The following is a 16,607-nucleotide window of genomic DNA, read 5'->3' as shown; positions in this document are numbered from 1 at the left end:
AGTTGCAGCCGATTCTGTCGAGTTGGGATTTATCCGCAGGGCAGCACCGCCTGCGCCCGCACCATGTCGGCCAGCGCGTCGGGCGCCATCGGCCGGCCGAAGAGATAGCCCTGCATCATGTCGCAGCCGACCGACACCAGGAAATCCCGCTGCTCCGCCGTCTCCACCCCTTCGGCGACGGTGGTCAGGCCCAGGCCGTGCGCCATGCCGACGGCGGCGCGGACCAGCGCGTTGCTCTTGGGATTCTCGGGAACGTCGATGACGAAGGCGCGGTCGATCTTCAGCTTCGCCACCGGCAGCTGCTGCACATAGCTGAGCGAGGAATAGCCGGAGCCGAAATCGTCGATGGCCGCCTGGATGCCGAGGTCGGCGAGTTCCCCCAGCGTGCGCACCGCCACCTTCAGATCGCGCACCGCAGCCTGTTCGGTGATCTCCAGCCCCAGATGCCTGCGCAGTGACGGATGCTGGGACAACAGCTCTTCCAGCCGCAGCGTCAGGTTGCCGCGCAGGAACTGCTGTCCGGAGATGTTGAGGAAGACGCGGTCGGGCAGCACGCCCTCATCCTCCCACCGCGACATCTGGGCGACGGCGGTGGACAGCACCCAATCGGTGATGGGAACGATCAGCCCGCTTTCCTCCGCCACCGGGATGAACTCGCCGGGAGAAACCGGCCCCAGCGCATGGTGGTTCCAGCGCAGCAAAGCCTCCGCCGAGCGGATTTGGCCGTACCGGTCGACGATGGGCTGATACACCAGATGCAGTTCGTTGCGTTCGATGGCGTGGGTCAGATGCATGGTCAGCATCATCCGCCGCGTCGCCGCCGCCGCCATTTCCGGCGTGTAGAAGCAGACGGCGTTGCCGCCATTGTGCTGCACCGCCTGCAGGGCCAGCTTCGCCTTGGCGTTCAGATCCTCCAGCGTGCTGACCGAATCGTCCTGTACCGCCGCCCCGACCGACAGGCGCAGCCGCACCCAATGGCGGTCGGCATAGATGGAGGCGGTCAGCCGGTCGTGCAGAACCCCGGCCAGCGTCCGCGCATGTTCGCCGTCGCTCACCCGTGACAGCGCTGCGAATTCATCGGCGGCGATGCGGCAGACGATGGTGTTGGGCGGCAGGACCTCGATCACCCGGCTGACCATGGCCTTCAGCGCCGTGTCGCCGACATGGAAGCCGAAGGCCTCGTTCACGTCGCTGAACTGATCGACGTCGAAGGAGAAGAGCGCGAACAACCCCTCGCCCGCCGCTTCCCCGTCCGCCGTGCCGTGGCCGGCGAACAGCGCCTCGCAATCCTCCAGGAAGGCGGTGCGGGTGAGGACGCCGGTCAGCGGGTCGTGCCGCGCCAGATATGTCGCACGCTGTTCGGCCGCCAGCCGTTCGGAGATGTCGCGGATGATGCCGACGAATGTCACCTCCTCCCCCAGTCGCGCCTGGCCGACGCTGAGATGGATGGGGAAGACGGTGCCGTCCTTGCGCTGGCCCAATGTTTCACGGCCGATGCCGATGATCTTGGCCCGGTCCGTCTTCATATAGGTGTCGATGTAGCGGTTGTGGTCGCGCGAGAAGGGTGGCGGCATCAGGATGGTCATGTTCCGCCCGAGCAGTTCGCTCTCCTCGTACCCGAACAACTGGCAGCAGGCACGATTGATGGAGCGGATGATGCCGCTGCGGTCGGACACGATGATGCCGTCCACCGCGGCGTCCAGCAGGGTCGCGATGAAGCTATCGCGGCAGGTCACGAACTCCGCGATGCGGTCGGGGTCGCCGGTCTGGTGGAAGGTGCCGAGATATCCCACCGTCTCGCCCATGGCGTCGCGGTGGGCGAGCACGCCGCCGCAGAGAATCGAGCGGCGGCCGTCGCCGCCGGCCGTCAGGCAATCGAGCGGCGCCGAAGACCGCGACGGTGATTGGCCGACCGCCGTGATGGCCATCGTCAGCGCTGCGATCGCCGGATGATCGAAGTCGGCGAGCGGTTGGCCGACGAGGTCCGCCGGATCGGCGTCCAGCACGGCGGCGAAGCGCGGATCGGCATGGCGGATCACGCGATCGCGGTCGACATAAACCAGCAGCGCCCCACAACGGTCGAGGGGATCGGAGGCCAGCAGGCTCGATCCCAGCGAAGCCAGGAAGGCCGGATCGCGCGGCAGGGCGACGGCACCGCCTTCCCGGACGGAAACATCGCCGTCGGGACCGCTGATTTCGGAGCCGTTCATCTGATCCGCCGGTTGTAGGTTCACGAAGCGATCCGTCTTCTCTGCAGGTCTCTGGCTGCCGGCCTGCCTGAACAGGACGAGGCAACCCCTATGCTCTTTCGAACACTCGACCGAGGTATTATGACCCCGTTCAGGGACTTTTCCAACGTTCGGCCAAGCTCCGGCAGACCAATGATTCGCATTGCCGCCGGAGCGTGATGCATTTGCACTCTAGTGGTTGAAACCGGATGCACGATTGACATGGTTCAATGTGCGCTGCGGTTCCCGGAAATAATCCGTCGCCGCCGGACCCTCGATCACATCTTTTGCGCGTGTTTGCTGCGACAATTCGGTGGCATTTTCCACTTGAGTCTGGACCTGCGGCAGTGTTCCCACCAGGATATTCGCGGAAGGGAGAGTGCCGGCCAGAACGGCGGCCGGGCATCTCTCCCCCGGTGGTTTTCGACCTGCGTGCATTGAATGGAGGAATAAACCGGACCTTCCAGGCGTTCGCCCGGTACCGGCATCGGCAATGGCTGCCGCCGTTACGCATCGGGAAGCCCGACGGTCCGCCGCTCGATAATTGAATAGGGAGAATCGGGACATGACCAACGCATTCAGCCAGATTCGCCATGCCGACGGCCGTGCATACTATCAGGGCACCCCGCTGTCCCTGGCGGAGGCGCAGATCATGCTCAACGACGACATCCTCCGGGGCCATGTGCGCGTGGGGGCGTATCTTCAGGTGGACGGCAAACGTCTGGTCCTGGTGAACGGCCCCGCCCTGCGGCAGTCGGTCAACCGGCCGATCCCGCCCGCCCTCAGCCCGCGCGGGGACCAGCGAGGATAATCGCCGCACCGGCAAGGCAGACCAGCGCGCCGGCCGTATCCCAGCGGTCCGGCCGCGCCCCCTCGACCAGCCAGAGCCACAGCAGCGAGGCGGCGATGTAGACGCCGCCATAGGCGGCATAGGCCCGGCCGGCGAACTCCGCGTCGGCCCGCGTCAGCAGCCAGGCGAACAGGCACAGGCTGGCCACCCCCGGCAGCGTCCACCACAGGCTGCGCCCCAGCCGCGCCCAGGCCCAGAAGGCGAAACAGCCGGCGATCTCCGCCAGCGCCGCCGCCCCGTACAGGGCCAGCGTCGGCCATACCGCCCGCTCCATCCATCCTCCCGTTACGCTTACGTCGCCGACGGCGGCGATGCTGCGGCACGTCCGGGCCCGCGTCAATGTCCGGATTTTCAGGACCGGCCGTTGCGTTGAGGCGCAAGCCGCCACAGCTCGTTTCAATTTCCGCGACCGATATTACAGCCCGTTCATGGACTTGCAGGAGGGGCCGGCATAGATTTTGGACAGGGAGCATACCGCAATGTTCATCGACGCCGCCAACCCCATGCAGGACGCTTTGGAAACCATCCGGATCACCGACGTGATCTCGGAAGCGAAGAAGCATGCCCTGCGCCAGGGATTGGAGGCGCTGCGCCGCAAGCATTGCCCGGAACATCTGGAACCGACCGGTTGCACCGGCGACTGCCGGTCGCGCCACATTTGCCTGACGGCGGTCCTCGATCTGCTGGGCTCCTGAGCAAGTCCACCGGAGGCATGCCGATGACTCTCCCATCCGCCAGACGCGCCCAAGACGAGTTGCCGCTCGAGGACGAAGCGGCCCTGTGCTCCATCGAGATCCTGGCGGAAGCGGTGGAGATGGCCTTCGTGCCGGGCATCCTGGAACTGCGCACCCTGCGCGATGCGCTGCGGGAGGCGCGACGGACCCGGTCTTCCGCCGCCGTGAGGCTGGCCTACAGCGCGTTCAGCCGGGTGGACCCCGAGTTCCGCAACCGCATCAGCCACCATGCGCTGACGCTTGCCACGCTGCGCCGCCGCAGCGGCGGCCGGATGCCTGCCGGAACCCCCGTATCGGAACGGTCGTCCGGCCGCGGCATCGACGGACCGCGCCGGGCCTGAGCGGCGGTCCCTGCCGCGCTTTCCTTTCGTGTAATAATTTTAATGGAGCTTTTCCTCTTCCGGCGTGTTGTCCAGGCATAACCAACTCACAAGAGGTTGCCACCATGGACAAGGATCGCATCGAGGGCGCCGCCCGCTCCGTCAAGGGCACGATCAAGGAAGCCGTCGGCAAGGTGACCGGCGACAAGAAGACCGAGGCCGAGGGCCAAGCCGACAAGGCTGCGGGCAAGGTTCAGAACACGGTCGGCGGCGCCAAGGATGCCGCCCGCGACGCGCTGAAGTAAGCCGCCGCTCCACACCGGCAGAAAGCCCCGGCGCCGCATGGCTTACGGCGCCGGGGCTTTCCGTGCGCGGGAAAGGTGCGGGAGATCGGCTTTCCCGAATTGACCCGCGAGGAAAAGGGCTGTTGCCGCCCCACCCTCCCCTATCTATGATGCGCCGCCCCGGCCATATGGCCGAACGACGCGCTTAGATTCGGGTCCCATGCTCCAGTTCATCCGCAGTTTCGCCGGCTCTTGGGTCGTCAAGATCCTGTTCGTGCTGTTGATCCTCAGCTTCGGCGTTTGGGGGATCGGCGACATGTTCCGTGCCTCCACCCCCACCACCGTCGCCAAAGTCGGCGACGTGGAGATCGGGCAGCAGGCGCTGGACCAGGAATTCCGCCGGCAGATGGAACGGCTGCGCCCGATACTGGGCGGCAACCTGACCACCGAGCAGGCCAAGCGTTTCGGTCTTCTGGACCAGTCGCTGCAGTCGCTGATACAGCGCACCCTGTTCGACCTCGCCGCTGCCGACATGGGCATCTCCGTCGGCCCGGAGGTGGTCCGGCTGCGCATCGCCGATGAACCGGCCTTCCGCAACCAGCAGGGCCAGTTCGATCCCGACATCTTCCGCTCGGTGCTGCGCAACAGCCAGCTGACCGAGGACGCCTATGTCGCGATGATCCAGCGCGAGACGGCGCGGCAGCTTGTCGCCGGCGCCATTTCCGCCGGCCTGCCGCCGCCGCAGCCGCTGGTGCAGGATCTCTACCGCTTCCGCGGCGAAAAGCGCGCGGCCGAGGTCGTGACCCTGCCCAATGCCTCCATCGGCGATGTCGGGGTGCCGGACGACGCGACGATCAAGCAGGCCTATGAAGACCATCAGGTCCGCTTCACGGCGCCGGAATACCGGTCGCTGACCGTCGCCCGCCTGTCGCCCGACGTGCTGGTCAAGGACATCAGGATCGACGACGCGCAACTGCGCAAGGCGTATGAGGAGCGGGCGAACGAGTACGGCTCCCCGGAGAAGCGCAACGTCCAGATGGTGCTCGTCGATGACGAGGCGACGGCGAAGCAGATCGCCGAAGCCGCCAAGGCCAAGGGTCTGGCCGAGGCCGCCAAGGAAGCCGGGCTGGAGCCGGTGACGCTCGACAACATTGCCAGCGACGACCTGCCGGAAATCGGCGAGGCCGCCTTCGCGCTGGAGCCGGGCAAGACCTCCGATGCGGTGAAGAGTTCGCTCGGCTGGCACGTTCTGGCCGTCACCGGCGTGACCCCGGCGACGACCCGCAGCTTCGAGGACGTGCGCGACCAGCTGGCCGAAGAGCTGAAGATGGAGCAGGCGCTCGATTCCATCTACTCCATCGCCAACCGGGCCGAGGACCAGCTCGCCAGCGGCGCGTCGCTGGACGAGGTGGCGCAGACCCAGGGGCTGGCGCTCACCAAGATCGCCGCCGTCGACAGCACCGGCAAGGCGCCCGACGGCAGGGATGCCGCCCCCAACCTGCCCGGCCTCAAGGCCCTGCTCCCCACCGCCTTCCAGCTGACGAACGGCTCCACCTCCAATCTGACCGAGGGCGATGGCGGCGTCTTTACCGCCATCCGCGTCGACGGCGTGATCCCCGCCGCCGTTCGTCCGCTGGCCGACGTGCGCGATCAGGTCATCGCCGACTGGCAGCAGGAACAGCGCGCCGAACGCGCCGCCAAGAAGGCCGAGGAAATCGCCGCCAGCCTGAAGCAGGGCGCCGACGCGGCGGCCCAGGACATCGCCACCCAGGCCGGCGCCAGCTTCGCCATGACCGCCCCCTTCACCCGCGATGCCCAGTCGGTCCAGGGGCTGCCGGGCGACATGATCGCCAAGCTGTTCGCCGCCAAGCCGAACGAGGTGGTCAGCGGCAACACCCCCGACGCCCAGATCGTCGCCCGCCTGAAGGAGATCATTCCGGCCGATCCGAAGGCCGCCGACGCCGATCTGGCGCCGGTCCGCGCCTCGGTCGAGCAGGGGCTGGGAAATGATCTGGTCACCGAGTTCACCAACGCGCTGCGCGGGAAGTACCCGGTGGAGATTTATCCCCAGCGCATCGAGCAGTTCTTCGCCAGCAACTGAGGCTCCGGCTTAGCCGACAGCCAAGCAAGAGGTCTCGTGCCGTGAAGGTCCAGCCCGATTTCGCCAGCTTCGACACCGCTTACGCCGCCGGCCGGCCGCAGGTGGTGTGGACCACGCTGGTCAGCGACCTGGAGACGCCGGTCTCCGCCTATATGAAGCTGGCGGACGGGCGTCCCTTCGGCTTCCTGCTGGAGTCGGCGGAACGCGGCGCCGGCTCGCGGCGCGACCGCTATTCGGTGATCGGCTTCAAGCCGGACGTGGTGTGGCGGTCGCGGGGCAACAGGGCGGAGATCAACCGCGACGCCCTGCATGACCGCGACGCCTTCCAGCCGCTCGAATCCGCGCCGCTCGACGCCCTGCGTTCCCTGATCAACGAAAGCCGGATCGACCTGCCGGAGGAACTGCCGCCGATGGCGGCCGGGCTGTTCGGTTACATGACCTACGACATGGTGCGGCTGATGGAACGGCTGCCGGACAACAATCCGGACGAGCTGAACATCCCCGACGCCATCCTGACCCGTCCCAGCATCGTCGCCATCTTCGACAGCCACACCGATTCGATCACTCTGGTGACGCCGGTCTGGCCGAAGACCGGGAAGGATGCCGCCACGGCTTATGCCGACGCGCGCGAACGGCTGACCGACGCGCTGGCCGACCTTGAGCGTCCCCTGCCCTACCGGCGGGAGCCGCGCACCGAGAACGGCCTGCCGCTGGCCTGGACCTCCAACACGACGCGCGAGGAGTATCACGCGATCGTGGAGAAGGCGAAGGAGTACATCCGCGCCGGCGACATCTTCCAGGTCGTGCCGTCCCAGCGCATCCGCTTCCCCTTCAAGCCGTCGCCGCTGTCGCTGTACCGCACGCTGCGCCGCCTGAATCCGTCGCCCTTCCTGTTCCACTGCGACTTCGGCGATCTCACCATCGTCGGCTCCAGCCCGGAAATCCTGGTGCGGGTGCGCGACGGCAAGGTCACCGTCCGCCCGATCGCCGGCACGCGCAAGCGCGGCGCCACCACGGCGGAGGACGAGGCGCTGGCCGCCGACCTGCTGAGCGACCCGAAGGAACTGGCCGAGCATCTGATGCTGCTCGACCTCGGCCGCAACGACGTCGGCCGGGTGGCGAAGGTCGGCACGGTCAAGGTGACGGCCAAGATGATCGTGGAACTCTACAGCCACGTCATGCACATCGTCTCCAACGTCGAGGGCGAGCTGGATCCGAAGTTCGACGCGCTCGACGCGCTGGTCGCCGGCTTCCCGGCCGGCACGGTGTCGGGCGCGCCCAAGGTCCGCGCCATGGAGATCATCGACGAGTTGGAAAAGGCCCGCCGCGGCGTCTATGCCGGCTGCATCGGCTATTTCGGCGCGTCGGGCGCCATGGACACCTGCATCGCGCTGCGCACCGCCGTGCTGAAGGACGGCATGATGTATGTGCAGGCCGGCGGCGGCGTGGTCGCGGACAGCGATCCCGAGGCCGAGTACCAGGAGACGGTCAACAAGTCGATGGCCCTGATCCGCGCCGCGGAAGAGACGCTGCGCACGATCGCACGCGGGTAGGCGCCTCGCCCACGCCGATCAGAAAGGCCGCTGACGAAGCGGCCTTTTTCGTGCCGGGGTGACGGCAGGCGGCATACCCTCGCCCCCGAAGGCGCGATTGTCCACAGGATTTGGCACGCCTGCGATGCTGGGCGGCGCACGCATTTGCAGCCGTGAGGCAAAAGTGGGCGGGTGCGGACGGGGTGGCGGATAGGCCGCCACCGCCGCACACCAAAGGAGAGAAGAGGATGGAGAAAATCCTCACACTCCTGATCCTGCTGTTGCGGATCATCAAGGCGTGCCGTGATCTTCTGAACCGCTGATCGGATGGGCGTATTGGGAACGGCAATTCCCGGCGCGCCTGTCCCTAAAGATAAGCCATTTCCCGCGTTCGGCAGAATGCTTCTGCACGCGGGGCGATCATGCGCTCAGTCGTCGCCGGCGGCCGGCATCGGGCCTTGCGGCAGATCGGCCTTGACGCCACGGTGGAACAGATTGCTGACGAAGCGGCCGAAATCCTCCATGTAGAGGTAGAGCGACGGCGTGATGTAGAGCGTCAGCACCTGCGACACGCACAGCCCGCCGACCACGGCGAGGCCCAGCGGCTGGCGCAGTTCGACGGCGGCGCCATGGGCGATGGCGATGGGCAGAGTGCCCATGATGGCGGCCATGGTGGTCATCATGATCGGGCGGAAGCGCAGGATGCAGGCCTGCTCGATGGCGTCATGCGCCGACATGCCGTTGCGGCGCGCGTCCACCGCGAAGTCGATCATCATGATCGCGTTCTTCTTCACGATGCCGATCAGCATCAGGATGCCGATGATGGCGATCACGCTCAGTTCGGTATCGAACAGCATCAGCGTGCCGAGCGCCCCGATCACCGCCGAGGGCAGACCGGACAGGATGGTCAGCGGGTGGATGAAGCTCTCGTACAGCACGCCCAGCACGATGTAGATCACCAGCACCGCCGCAGTCAGCAGCAGCGCCTGCCCGGCCTGGGCGTCCTGGAACACCTGGGCGGTGCCGGCGAAGCCGGTGTTGATTGTGGGCGGCAGCCCCATGTCGCGCTCCGCCGCGCGGATCATGTCGACCGCCTGTCCCAGCGAGGCGCCGGGCGCCAGGTTGAAGGACAAGGTGACGGCCGGCAGCTGCCCCTGGTGCGCCACCGCCAGCGGGCCGGCGGTGCGCTCGACCCGCGCGAAGGCATCGAGCGGCACCAGCTTGCCGGTGGTGTTGGAGCGGACATAGATGCGCGAGAGCGAGTTGTCGTCGCCCTGGTATTTCGGCTCAAGCTCGATCAGCACCTGATAATCGTTGCTGGGGGTGTAGATGGTCGAGACCTGCCGCTGGCCGAAGGCGCTGTAGAGGGTCGAGCGCACCTGATCGACGCCGATGCCCAGCGTCGCCGCCTTTTCGCGGTCGATGTGGACATAGGCCTGCGGATTGTTCAGCTGAAGGTCGCTGGTGACGTCCTGCAGGATGGGGATGCCGTGCAGGGTCTGCTCCAGCCGGGCCGACCACTGGTACAGTTCGTCCAGGTCGAGGCCCTGGATGGTGTACTGGTACAGGCTCTTGGACGTACGTCCGCCGACGCGCAGGTTCTGAACCGGCTGCATGTAGACGGCCATGCCGGGAATGCCGTTGACCTGACTGCGCAGCTGCTGGATCACGTCGCCGATCGCCGGGCGTTCCGCGCGCGGCTTCAGCGTGATGAACATGCGCCCCTGGTTGCCGGTGGCGCCACCGACGCCGACGGAGGAGATGACGTCCAGCACCGCGGGATGGGCCTTGACGATCGCGGCGACCTCTTGCTGCCGCTCCGCCATCGCCGGGAAGGCGATGTCGGCCCGCGCCTCGGTCGTCACCTGGATCTGGCCGATGTCCTCGGTCGGGAAGAAGCCCTTGGGGATCGCCTGATAGAGAACCACCGTGCCGATGACGGTGGCGATCATCACCAGCCCCATCAGCGGCCGGTGGCGCAGCGTCCAGCGCAGCGTGCGGGCATAGCCGTTGAGCATGGCCGAGAAGCCACGCTCCAGCATACGGCCGAACCAGCCCTCCTTCTGCTCGCCGGGGGCGTGGTGGACCAGCAGGCGGGAGCACATCATCGGCGTCAGCGTCAGCGACACCAGGGCCGACGCGGAGATCGCCATGGTCACGACCATCGCGAATTCATGGAACAGCCGGCCGACGACGCCGCCCATCAGCAGGATCGGGATGAACACCGCGACCAGCGACAGGGTGATCGACAGGATGGTGAAGCCGATCTCGCGTGAGCCTTTGATGGCGGCCTCGAACGGCTTCATCCCCTGTTCGACATAGCGGACGATGTTCTCCATCATCACGATGGCGTCGTCCACCACGAGGCCGACGGCCAGGGTCAGCGCCATCAGCGAGATGTTGTCGACCGAGAATCCCAGCAGATGCATGCCGCCGGCCGTCGCGATCAGCGAGATCGGCACGGCCAGCGCCGGGATCATCGTGGCGGACAGCCGGCGCAGGAACAGGAAGATCACCAGCACGACCAGGGTGATGGTCAGGCCGAGGGTGAACTGCACGTCATCGACCGCCTGGCGGATAGATTCCGAACGGTCGTTGACGATGTTGATGGCGGCGGAGGCCGGAAGCTGGGCCTGGAAGGTCGGCACCAGCTCGCGCACGCGGTCGACCACGTCCACGGTGTTGGCGTCGGGCTGGCGCTGGACCGCCAGCATGATGCTGCGCGTGCCGTTCAGCCAGCTGGCGGTGCGGTTGTTCTCAACGCTGTCCAGCACCTGCGCCACATCGCCCAGCCGAACGGGCGCGTTGTTGCGATAGGCGACGATCAGCTCGCGGAAGGCGGCGGCGTCGGGAAGCTGCGGGTTCGCGGCGATGACCAGCTGCTGCTGCTGTCCGGTCAGGGTGCCGACGGGGGTATTGGCGTTGGCGGCGGCAAGCGCGTTCTGCAGCTCGTCGATGCCGATGCCGCGCAGCGACAGCGCATTGGGGTTCACCTGCACCCGAACCGCGTATTTCTGCGACCCGTAGATCTGCACCTGCGCCACGCCCGGCAGGGTCGCGACCTTGGGCTGGATCAGCGTTTCGGCGATGTCGTTCAGCCTCGCCAGCGGCAGGGTGGGCGAGTTCAGCGACAGGAACAGGATCGGCTGGTCGGCCGGGTTCACCTTGCGGTAGCTGGGCGGCGTGGTCATCTCCGACGGCAGCCGGCGCTGGGTGCGGGCGATCGCCGCCTGCACGTCGGCCGCCGCCGCGTCGATGTCGCGCTCCAGCACGAACTGGATGGTGATGTTGGTGCTGCCGAGCGTGCTGTTGGAAGTCAGCGTGTCGATGCCGGCGATGGTGGAGAATTCCCGCTCCAACGGGCTGGCGACCGAGGCCGCCATCGTCTCCGGCGAGGCGCCGGGCAGTGTGGCGGTGACGCTGACCACCGGGAAATCGACCCGCGGAAGCGCCGCGGTCGGCAATTGGCGATAGGCTGCCAGACCGCCGAGAACCAGTGCCGCCGTCAGGAGAATGGTCATCACCGGACGGCGGATGCAGAGTTCGGATATGTTCATGTCGCGCCCCCGCCCGTCTTGCCCTGGGTCAGGACGCTGCGGCCGGCGGCATCCTGTGCGGCGGATCCCTGCTGGCGGTCGCCCTCGGCGGTCTCGCCGGACGTTGCGCCCGCGGGTTCACCCGCAGGCTTGCCGCCGGGACGCTCGGTCACCTTGGCGCCGGGGGAGAGGCGCGACTGGCCGTCGACCACCACGCGGTCACCGGCCTTCAGGCCGGACGAGATGATGCTGAGCCCGCCATGGGTGCGCTCGACCGTGACCGGGCGGACCTCCACCGTCTCGTCGGCCTTCACGACATAGACGTAGCGGCCCGTCTGGCTGGTCTGCACCGCGAGATCGGGGATGGTCAGGGCGTCGGGCTCCACCCGCAGGGTCAGCACGGTGTCGACGAACTGGCCCGGCCACAGCCGGGTGTCGGCGTTCGGAAACTCTCCCTTCACCAGGATTGTGCCGGTCTGCTGGTCGACCTGGCTGTCGACGAAGGACAGCTTGCCCTCCGCCGTCTCGCCGCGGGTGCCGGCGATGGAGGCGGTGACCGGCAAGGTTCCTGTCGCCATCGCGGCGCGGATCGCCGGCAGGTGCCTTTCCGGGACGTTGAAGGCGACGTTGATCGGGCGCAGCTGGGTCAGCGTGACCAGCGGGTTGGTGTCGGCGGCGCGGACCATGGTGCCGACCTTCGCGTTCACGGTGCCGGTGCGCCCGTCCATCGGCGCGGTGATGCGGGTGAAGCTGAGCGAGACCTTGGCAGCTTCGATCGCCGCCAGATCGGCCTTCACCGTACCTTCCAGAGCGTCGGCGGTGGCGACGGCGGCGTCATAGGTGGTGCGGGAGATGGCGCTGGTGCGCACCAGCTCCGCATAGCGCCGCACATCCCCCTTGGCCTTTTCCAGATTGGCGCGGTCGCGCTCCAGATTGGCCTGGGCCTGGCGCAGCTGGGCCTCCAGGGCACGGCTGTCGAGGGTGAACAGCGTGTCGCCCGCCTTCACCTCCTGCCCCTCGACGAACTCCACCGTCTCGACCACGCTGTCGACGCGGGCCTTTATGGCGATGGCGGCGATGGGCTGGACGCTGCCGATGGTGACGAGCTGCTCCGGCACGGCCTGGACCGCCACCTTCTGGGTCACCACCGGGATCGCGCGGGCCCCGGCCGGCGCCGCGTCGGCCTTGGCGGTCTGCGACTGGTTCCCGGCATCGCGGGTCTCATACCAGTAGTACCCGCCGCCGCCGAGCAGTGCCGCGATCAGCAGGGCCAGGAAAAGCCGTCTCATCCGTTGGGACTCCAAATGCCGGGGACCGGCTTGCGCTTAAATGAAGGGAGGCAGATTGGTCAGGCCGGACATCAGGAAGTCGATGACGGAGCGCTCCAGCGCCTCGCGCGGGCGTTCCTCCGCCTGCATGATGCCGCCGCTCACCATGCCGATAACCAGAATCGGCACGATCTCCAGATCGATCTTGCGGAACTCTCCCGACGCCATGCCCTCGGCCATGACCCGCTGCAGCGCGGTCGCGGTGCGTTCGCTGCGCCGGCCAATGATCCGGCGCGTGCGGTCGGCGAGCGCCGACTGGTCGCCGCCCAGCCGCTTCAGCGTCAGCAACTGTTCGCCCAGGGTGCCGACAAGGGCGGAAACCATCGCCGTCAGCCGGACGGAAGCCGGGATCGGCTGCGGAGCGATTTCGGCGGTCAGCTTCTGCTCCAGCCCGCCCAGCGCCCGTTCCAGCGATTCCAGATAAAGCTCCTCCTTGGAGGGGAAGTAGCGGTACAGCGTCGCCTTGCCGACGCCGGCCCGCTTCGCCACCTCCTCGACCTGGACGGAGGCATAATCGCGGCCGGCGAACAGCTCCGCCGCGGCGTTGAGGATCACCTCGCGCCGCCGAGCCCGCCAGTCAGGTATCTCTTCCGCATCGAGAGGCATGAATGGAACCCACGGATTTCAAAAAAAGACGATAGTGGAGTTCCTTAGAGTGTCAAGGAACCACTCTCCAGTAAAAATGAAATCGGCGTCATCCTCAAAAGCCTATCCCGGCCATGGGATTGAGCTCGCCGCGGGACGACCACCGCGCGTTGACCTGTTCGAGGAGCGGGAGCATTCAACCGCGAAAAAGCGCGGGTTCCAGAGCCCCGAGGCGGCGCTGCCTGGGAAGCCGGAACCCGCGCCCTTGCTGCGGACTTACGATTATCGGACCCACACCCTTGCGAGCGTCACAGGTCAGCTCCGCGTGGTGGAGGACCGGTTGGCTCCGGTGGAGCCGGTGATGCCGGTGGTGGAGCCGGCCATCGACCCGGTCCCGGCGGAAGCGCCGGCAGGCCCGCCGCTGGCTCCGGCCCCGGTGCCGGTCGAGGAGGGCGACGCGGCCCCGGTGCCGCTGCCGGTGGAGGCGCCGAGACCGGCAGCGGTGCCGGCCGTGGTGTCGCTCCCCTGGAGTCCGCCCGTCGTTCCGCCCATGGCCGAGGCGCCGGAAGCCGAACCGCTCCCCGCATTCGCCATCGCCGAGGCGCCGGCGCCGGTCGAGCTGCCCCAGTTGGAACCGCCCTGGCTGCCGGCCTGGTTGCGGACGCGCAGGTTGTTCTGCACATGGGTCACGCCGGACACCGCCTCCGCGACATCCTCGGCGCGGCGCTTGGTGCGTCGGTCGGGGACCATGCCCGCCAGCGTCACCTCGCCGCCGCTGACCGTCACCTCGATGTCGGAGGCGTCGATGTAGGCGTCGTCGGTCAGGCGGTCGCTGACGTCCTCGCGCACCCGCTCGTCGGAGCGGCTGTAGCCGCGCGGACCACGGCCGCGATGCTGGGAGGCGCGGCGCTCGTCCTCGGCCCGGCGGCGTTCGGCGTCGTCATCGCCGAACCAGGAGGCGATCTCGTCGCCCGCCTGCTCCCAGAAGCCGCGCTGGCGCGCGCGGCCACGGTCGTCATCCCAGCGCTCGTTGCGGCCGCCGCCGTAGCCGCCCCGCATCTCCCGGTCACGGTACATGCCGCCGCGATCCTCGCCCCAGGAGCGGTCGCGGCCTTCGTCGCGCTCATAGCTGCCGCTGTAGCCGCCACCTGAGCTGGAAGAGGAACTGCCGCCGTAGTCGCGCCGGCCATAGTCTCCGCGCTCCCAATCGCCACGGTCGCGGCCGGATTCGTAACCGCCGCCATAGCCGCTGCCGTAACCACCCTGAGCCCCGTAATCGCGATTGCCGTAATCGCGATTGCGGTAGTCGCGGCTGGCATAGTTGCGGTCGCTGCTGCCCTCGCGCTCGCCATACTCCCGGCCGCCATAGCCCAGCGAACCGCGGCCGCGGGCGCCCTGCCCGCCTTCGCCATAGGGGCGCACGCCATATTCGCGGTCGCGATAGTCGCCGCTGCCGACGTCGCGGCTGGTGTAGTTGCCTTCCGTCCCGGCATTGCCGGCGCCGGCATAACCGCCATAGCCGCTCGACCCGGACCGCCCGCCATAGCCGGCGCCGTAGCCGCCGCGGTTGATGCCTCGCCCGCCGCCGAAGCTGCGGTCATAGACCCGCTCCATCTCGCGGGCGTTGTCGTGGCGGCTTTCGGCGCGGCTGTCGGCGCTGTCCATGTGGAATTCGGGGCCGTAGCCGCCGGATTCGTTGCCGACATGCCCCCTGTAGCCCGGGTCGCGGTAGAGGTGTCCGCGCTCGTCCTGGTGCAGGTGCGCCTGCGGGTGATACATGCTCTCGTGTTCGGTGGACCGGTAATCGTCCTGGTCGTAGACGCCGGCATGCCGCGCCGCGCCCCAATCCCTGTGCCGGTTGGGTTCGCGATCATCGTCGCGCCAGTCGCGGCCCTGACCGCGCCACCGATTCTCGTTCTGCGCCATCGTGGTCGGCTCCCTCTTGTTGGATTCTTGAACCGCGGTCGGCATGGCGCGATTGGCATAGGCCACCGGCGCCTGTACATCCGCGTTTCCCGAACAACAGGAGGGACCATATGGCGTTCCGGATTTTTCCCGGCCGCCGGCGGTCCAGTGGATGGATTCTGGCACGAGGATTGCGAAGCAGGAAGCGGTTGGTTCCACGCAACACTTGCGGCTTCGGCGCTTCATGCACCGAAGCCGCTTTCTTTTGCGCCCTATTGTTGGGCAGAAGCTTCGATCTGCTTAATTTACAAGCGGTCGGTCGAGCAGACGGGCGACCGCGGCCCCCAACTCTTCGTTGAGGAAGGGCTTGTAGATGATTTCATCCGCATTGAACATGCGCGTCATCTTCAGCAGATAGCCGGCCGGCATGTTCGGCGCGCCACCGGACATGGCGAGGATCTTCACGTCGGGCTGGGCGTTGCGCGCCGCCTTGATCAGCTCGATCCCGTCCACCTCCGGCATCAGCACGTCGGTGACGATCAGGTCGAAGCTGCGGCGGTCCATCGCGCGGATGGCGGCACGGCCATTCTCCGCCTCGGTCACGTCGAAACCGCGACCCTCCAGATAGCCGGCGACGGACAGCCGCACGGCCGGTGAGTCCTCGACAACCAGGATGTTTGGCCGAATGGCACTTTCCATCTCACGCCCGGCCCCTTTCGGAAACCGCCTTATAGCAAGGCCGGCCACAGCCGGCGGAATACGCCCCCGACGCCTGTCCCGTCTTCATCCACCCAGCGCCGCAACGGCGGCAGCCGCGTCGGCATGGATTTCGAACAGCGACGAGAAGCCGCTGACGTCGAATACCTCACGAATGTGCGGCGCCATGGCCGAAAGCGCAATGGCGCCGCGCTTCGCCCGGGCCGCCTTGGCGGCGACCAGCAGACAGCGAAGCCCGGCAGAACTGATGTAGGAAAGCTGTTCCATGTCGACAACAAGCCGCGTGCCCTCGGCCGCGATGGCCGACAGCAGCGCCGCCTCGAACTGCGCGGCGTTGCCGCTGTCGATGCGGCCGTCCGCGCGCAGCACCGTAACGCCGTTGACCGACTGTTCGGTAATATTCATCCCCTGCCCTCACCTAGCATTAGCCGGTTCTTACCCGGATCTTTCCTGCCCGTTGATTATAGCATGCCCTGGCCGGTCCGAC

General features: G+C 67.3%; 14 protein-coding genes. 6 read left to right on the top strand and 8 right to left on the bottom strand.

The genetic code is table 11. The features are described 5' to 3' along the window. Positions 1–29: 29 nt before the first annotated feature. Entirely contained in the window at positions 30–2,210 is a 2,181-nt protein-coding gene (locus DM194_RS03830; protein ID WP_111065999.1) for a putative bifunctional diguanylate cyclase/phosphodiesterase, read from the bottom strand. A 583-nt stretch (positions 2,211–2,793) separates the two neighbouring features. Between DM194_RS03830 and DM194_RS03825 the strand changes: the two genes are divergently transcribed. Continuing rightward, positions 2,794–3,039, top strand: coding sequence for a hypothetical protein (locus DM194_RS03825; RefSeq protein ID WP_111065998.1), 246 nt, complete (start codon positions 2,794–2,796; stop codon positions 3,037–3,039). Here DM194_RS03825 and DM194_RS03820 read toward each other — a convergent pair. After that, positions 3,011–3,352, bottom strand: a complete 342-nt coding sequence (locus DM194_RS03820) for a YnfA family protein (protein ID WP_111065997.1) — start codon at positions 3,350–3,352, stop codon at positions 3,011–3,013. The two genes, DM194_RS03825 and DM194_RS03820, sit on opposite strands and share 29 nt — an antisense overlap. A gap of 205 nt (positions 3,353–3,557) precedes the next feature. Here DM194_RS03820 and DM194_RS03815 point away from each other — a divergent pair, with 205 nt between their 5' ends. The 5 genes from DM194_RS03815 to trpE all read left to right on the top strand — a co-directional run bounded on the left by DM194_RS03815 (position 3,558) and on the right by trpE (position 8,070). Beyond that, on the top strand, positions 3,558–3,773 hold the full coding sequence (locus tag DM194_RS03815) for a hypothetical protein (protein ID WP_111065996.1): 216 nt from the start codon (positions 3,558–3,560) through the stop codon (positions 3,771–3,773). Positions 3,774–3,796: 23 nt separating this feature from the next. After that, a complete protein-coding gene (locus DM194_RS03810) occupies positions 3,797–4,153 on the top strand; it encodes a hypothetical protein (RefSeq protein WP_162629957.1) in 357 nt (118 codons plus the stop codon). A 104-nt stretch (positions 4,154–4,257) separates the two neighbouring features. Beyond that, positions 4,258–4,437, top strand: a complete 180-nt coding sequence (locus DM194_RS03805; RefSeq protein WP_111065994.1) for a CsbD family protein — start codon at positions 4,258–4,260, stop codon at positions 4,435–4,437. A 199-nt stretch (positions 4,438–4,636) separates the two neighbouring features. Beyond that, a complete protein-coding gene (locus DM194_RS03800; RefSeq protein ID WP_111065993.1) occupies positions 4,637–6,517 on the top strand; it encodes a peptidylprolyl isomerase in 1,881 nt (626 codons plus the stop codon). 41 nt (positions 6,518–6,558) lie between these two features. Then, positions 6,559–8,070, top strand: a complete 1,512-nt coding sequence (gene trpE / locus DM194_RS03795; protein WP_111065992.1) for an anthranilate synthase component I — start codon at positions 6,559–6,561, stop codon at positions 8,068–8,070. A gap of 407 nt (positions 8,071–8,477) precedes the next feature. Here trpE and DM194_RS03790 read toward each other — a convergent pair whose 3' ends face one another. The 6 genes from DM194_RS03790 to DM194_RS03765 form a co-directional block, all read right to left on the bottom strand. Further along, positions 8,478–11,606 (bottom strand): efflux RND transporter permease subunit, encoded by a 3,129-nt coding sequence (locus tag DM194_RS03790; RefSeq protein ID WP_111065991.1) that lies wholly within the window; start codon positions 11,604–11,606, stop codon positions 8,478–8,480. Beyond that, a complete protein-coding gene (locus DM194_RS03785) occupies positions 11,603–12,874 on the bottom strand; it encodes an efflux RND transporter periplasmic adaptor subunit (RefSeq protein ID WP_111065990.1) in 1,272 nt (423 codons plus the stop codon). Before DM194_RS03785 ends, DM194_RS03790 begins: the two co-directional genes overlap by 4 nt. A gap of 36 nt (positions 12,875–12,910) precedes the next feature. Then, positions 12,911–13,519 (bottom strand): TetR/AcrR family transcriptional regulator, encoded by a 609-nt coding sequence (locus DM194_RS03780; RefSeq protein ID WP_111065989.1) that lies wholly within the window; start codon positions 13,517–13,519, stop codon positions 12,911–12,913. Positions 13,520–13,813: 294 nt separating this feature from the next. Next, complete coding sequence (locus tag DM194_RS03775) at positions 13,814–15,490, bottom strand: BON domain-containing protein (protein WP_246024274.1); 1,677 nt, start codon at positions 15,488–15,490, stop codon at positions 13,814–13,816. A 213-nt stretch (positions 15,491–15,703) separates the two neighbouring features. Then, positions 15,704–16,051: a response regulator gene (locus DM194_RS03770; RefSeq protein ID WP_246024273.1), complete on the bottom strand. Its 348-nt coding sequence runs from the start codon at positions 16,049–16,051 to the stop codon at positions 15,704–15,706. A gap of 135 nt (positions 16,052–16,186) precedes the next feature. Further along, positions 16,187–16,525, bottom strand: coding sequence for an STAS domain-containing protein (locus DM194_RS03765; protein WP_111065987.1), 339 nt, complete (start codon positions 16,523–16,525; stop codon positions 16,187–16,189). Between the last annotated feature and the right edge of the window lie 82 nt (positions 16,526–16,607).

Origin of the sequence: Azospirillum ramasamyi (assembly GCF_003233655.1) — a bacterium.
In the GTDB taxonomy this organism is placed as follows: domain Bacteria; phylum Pseudomonadota; class Alphaproteobacteria; order Azospirillales; family Azospirillaceae; genus Azospirillum; species Azospirillum ramasamyi.
This window is presented reverse-complemented; position numbering and strand designations above follow the sequence as displayed.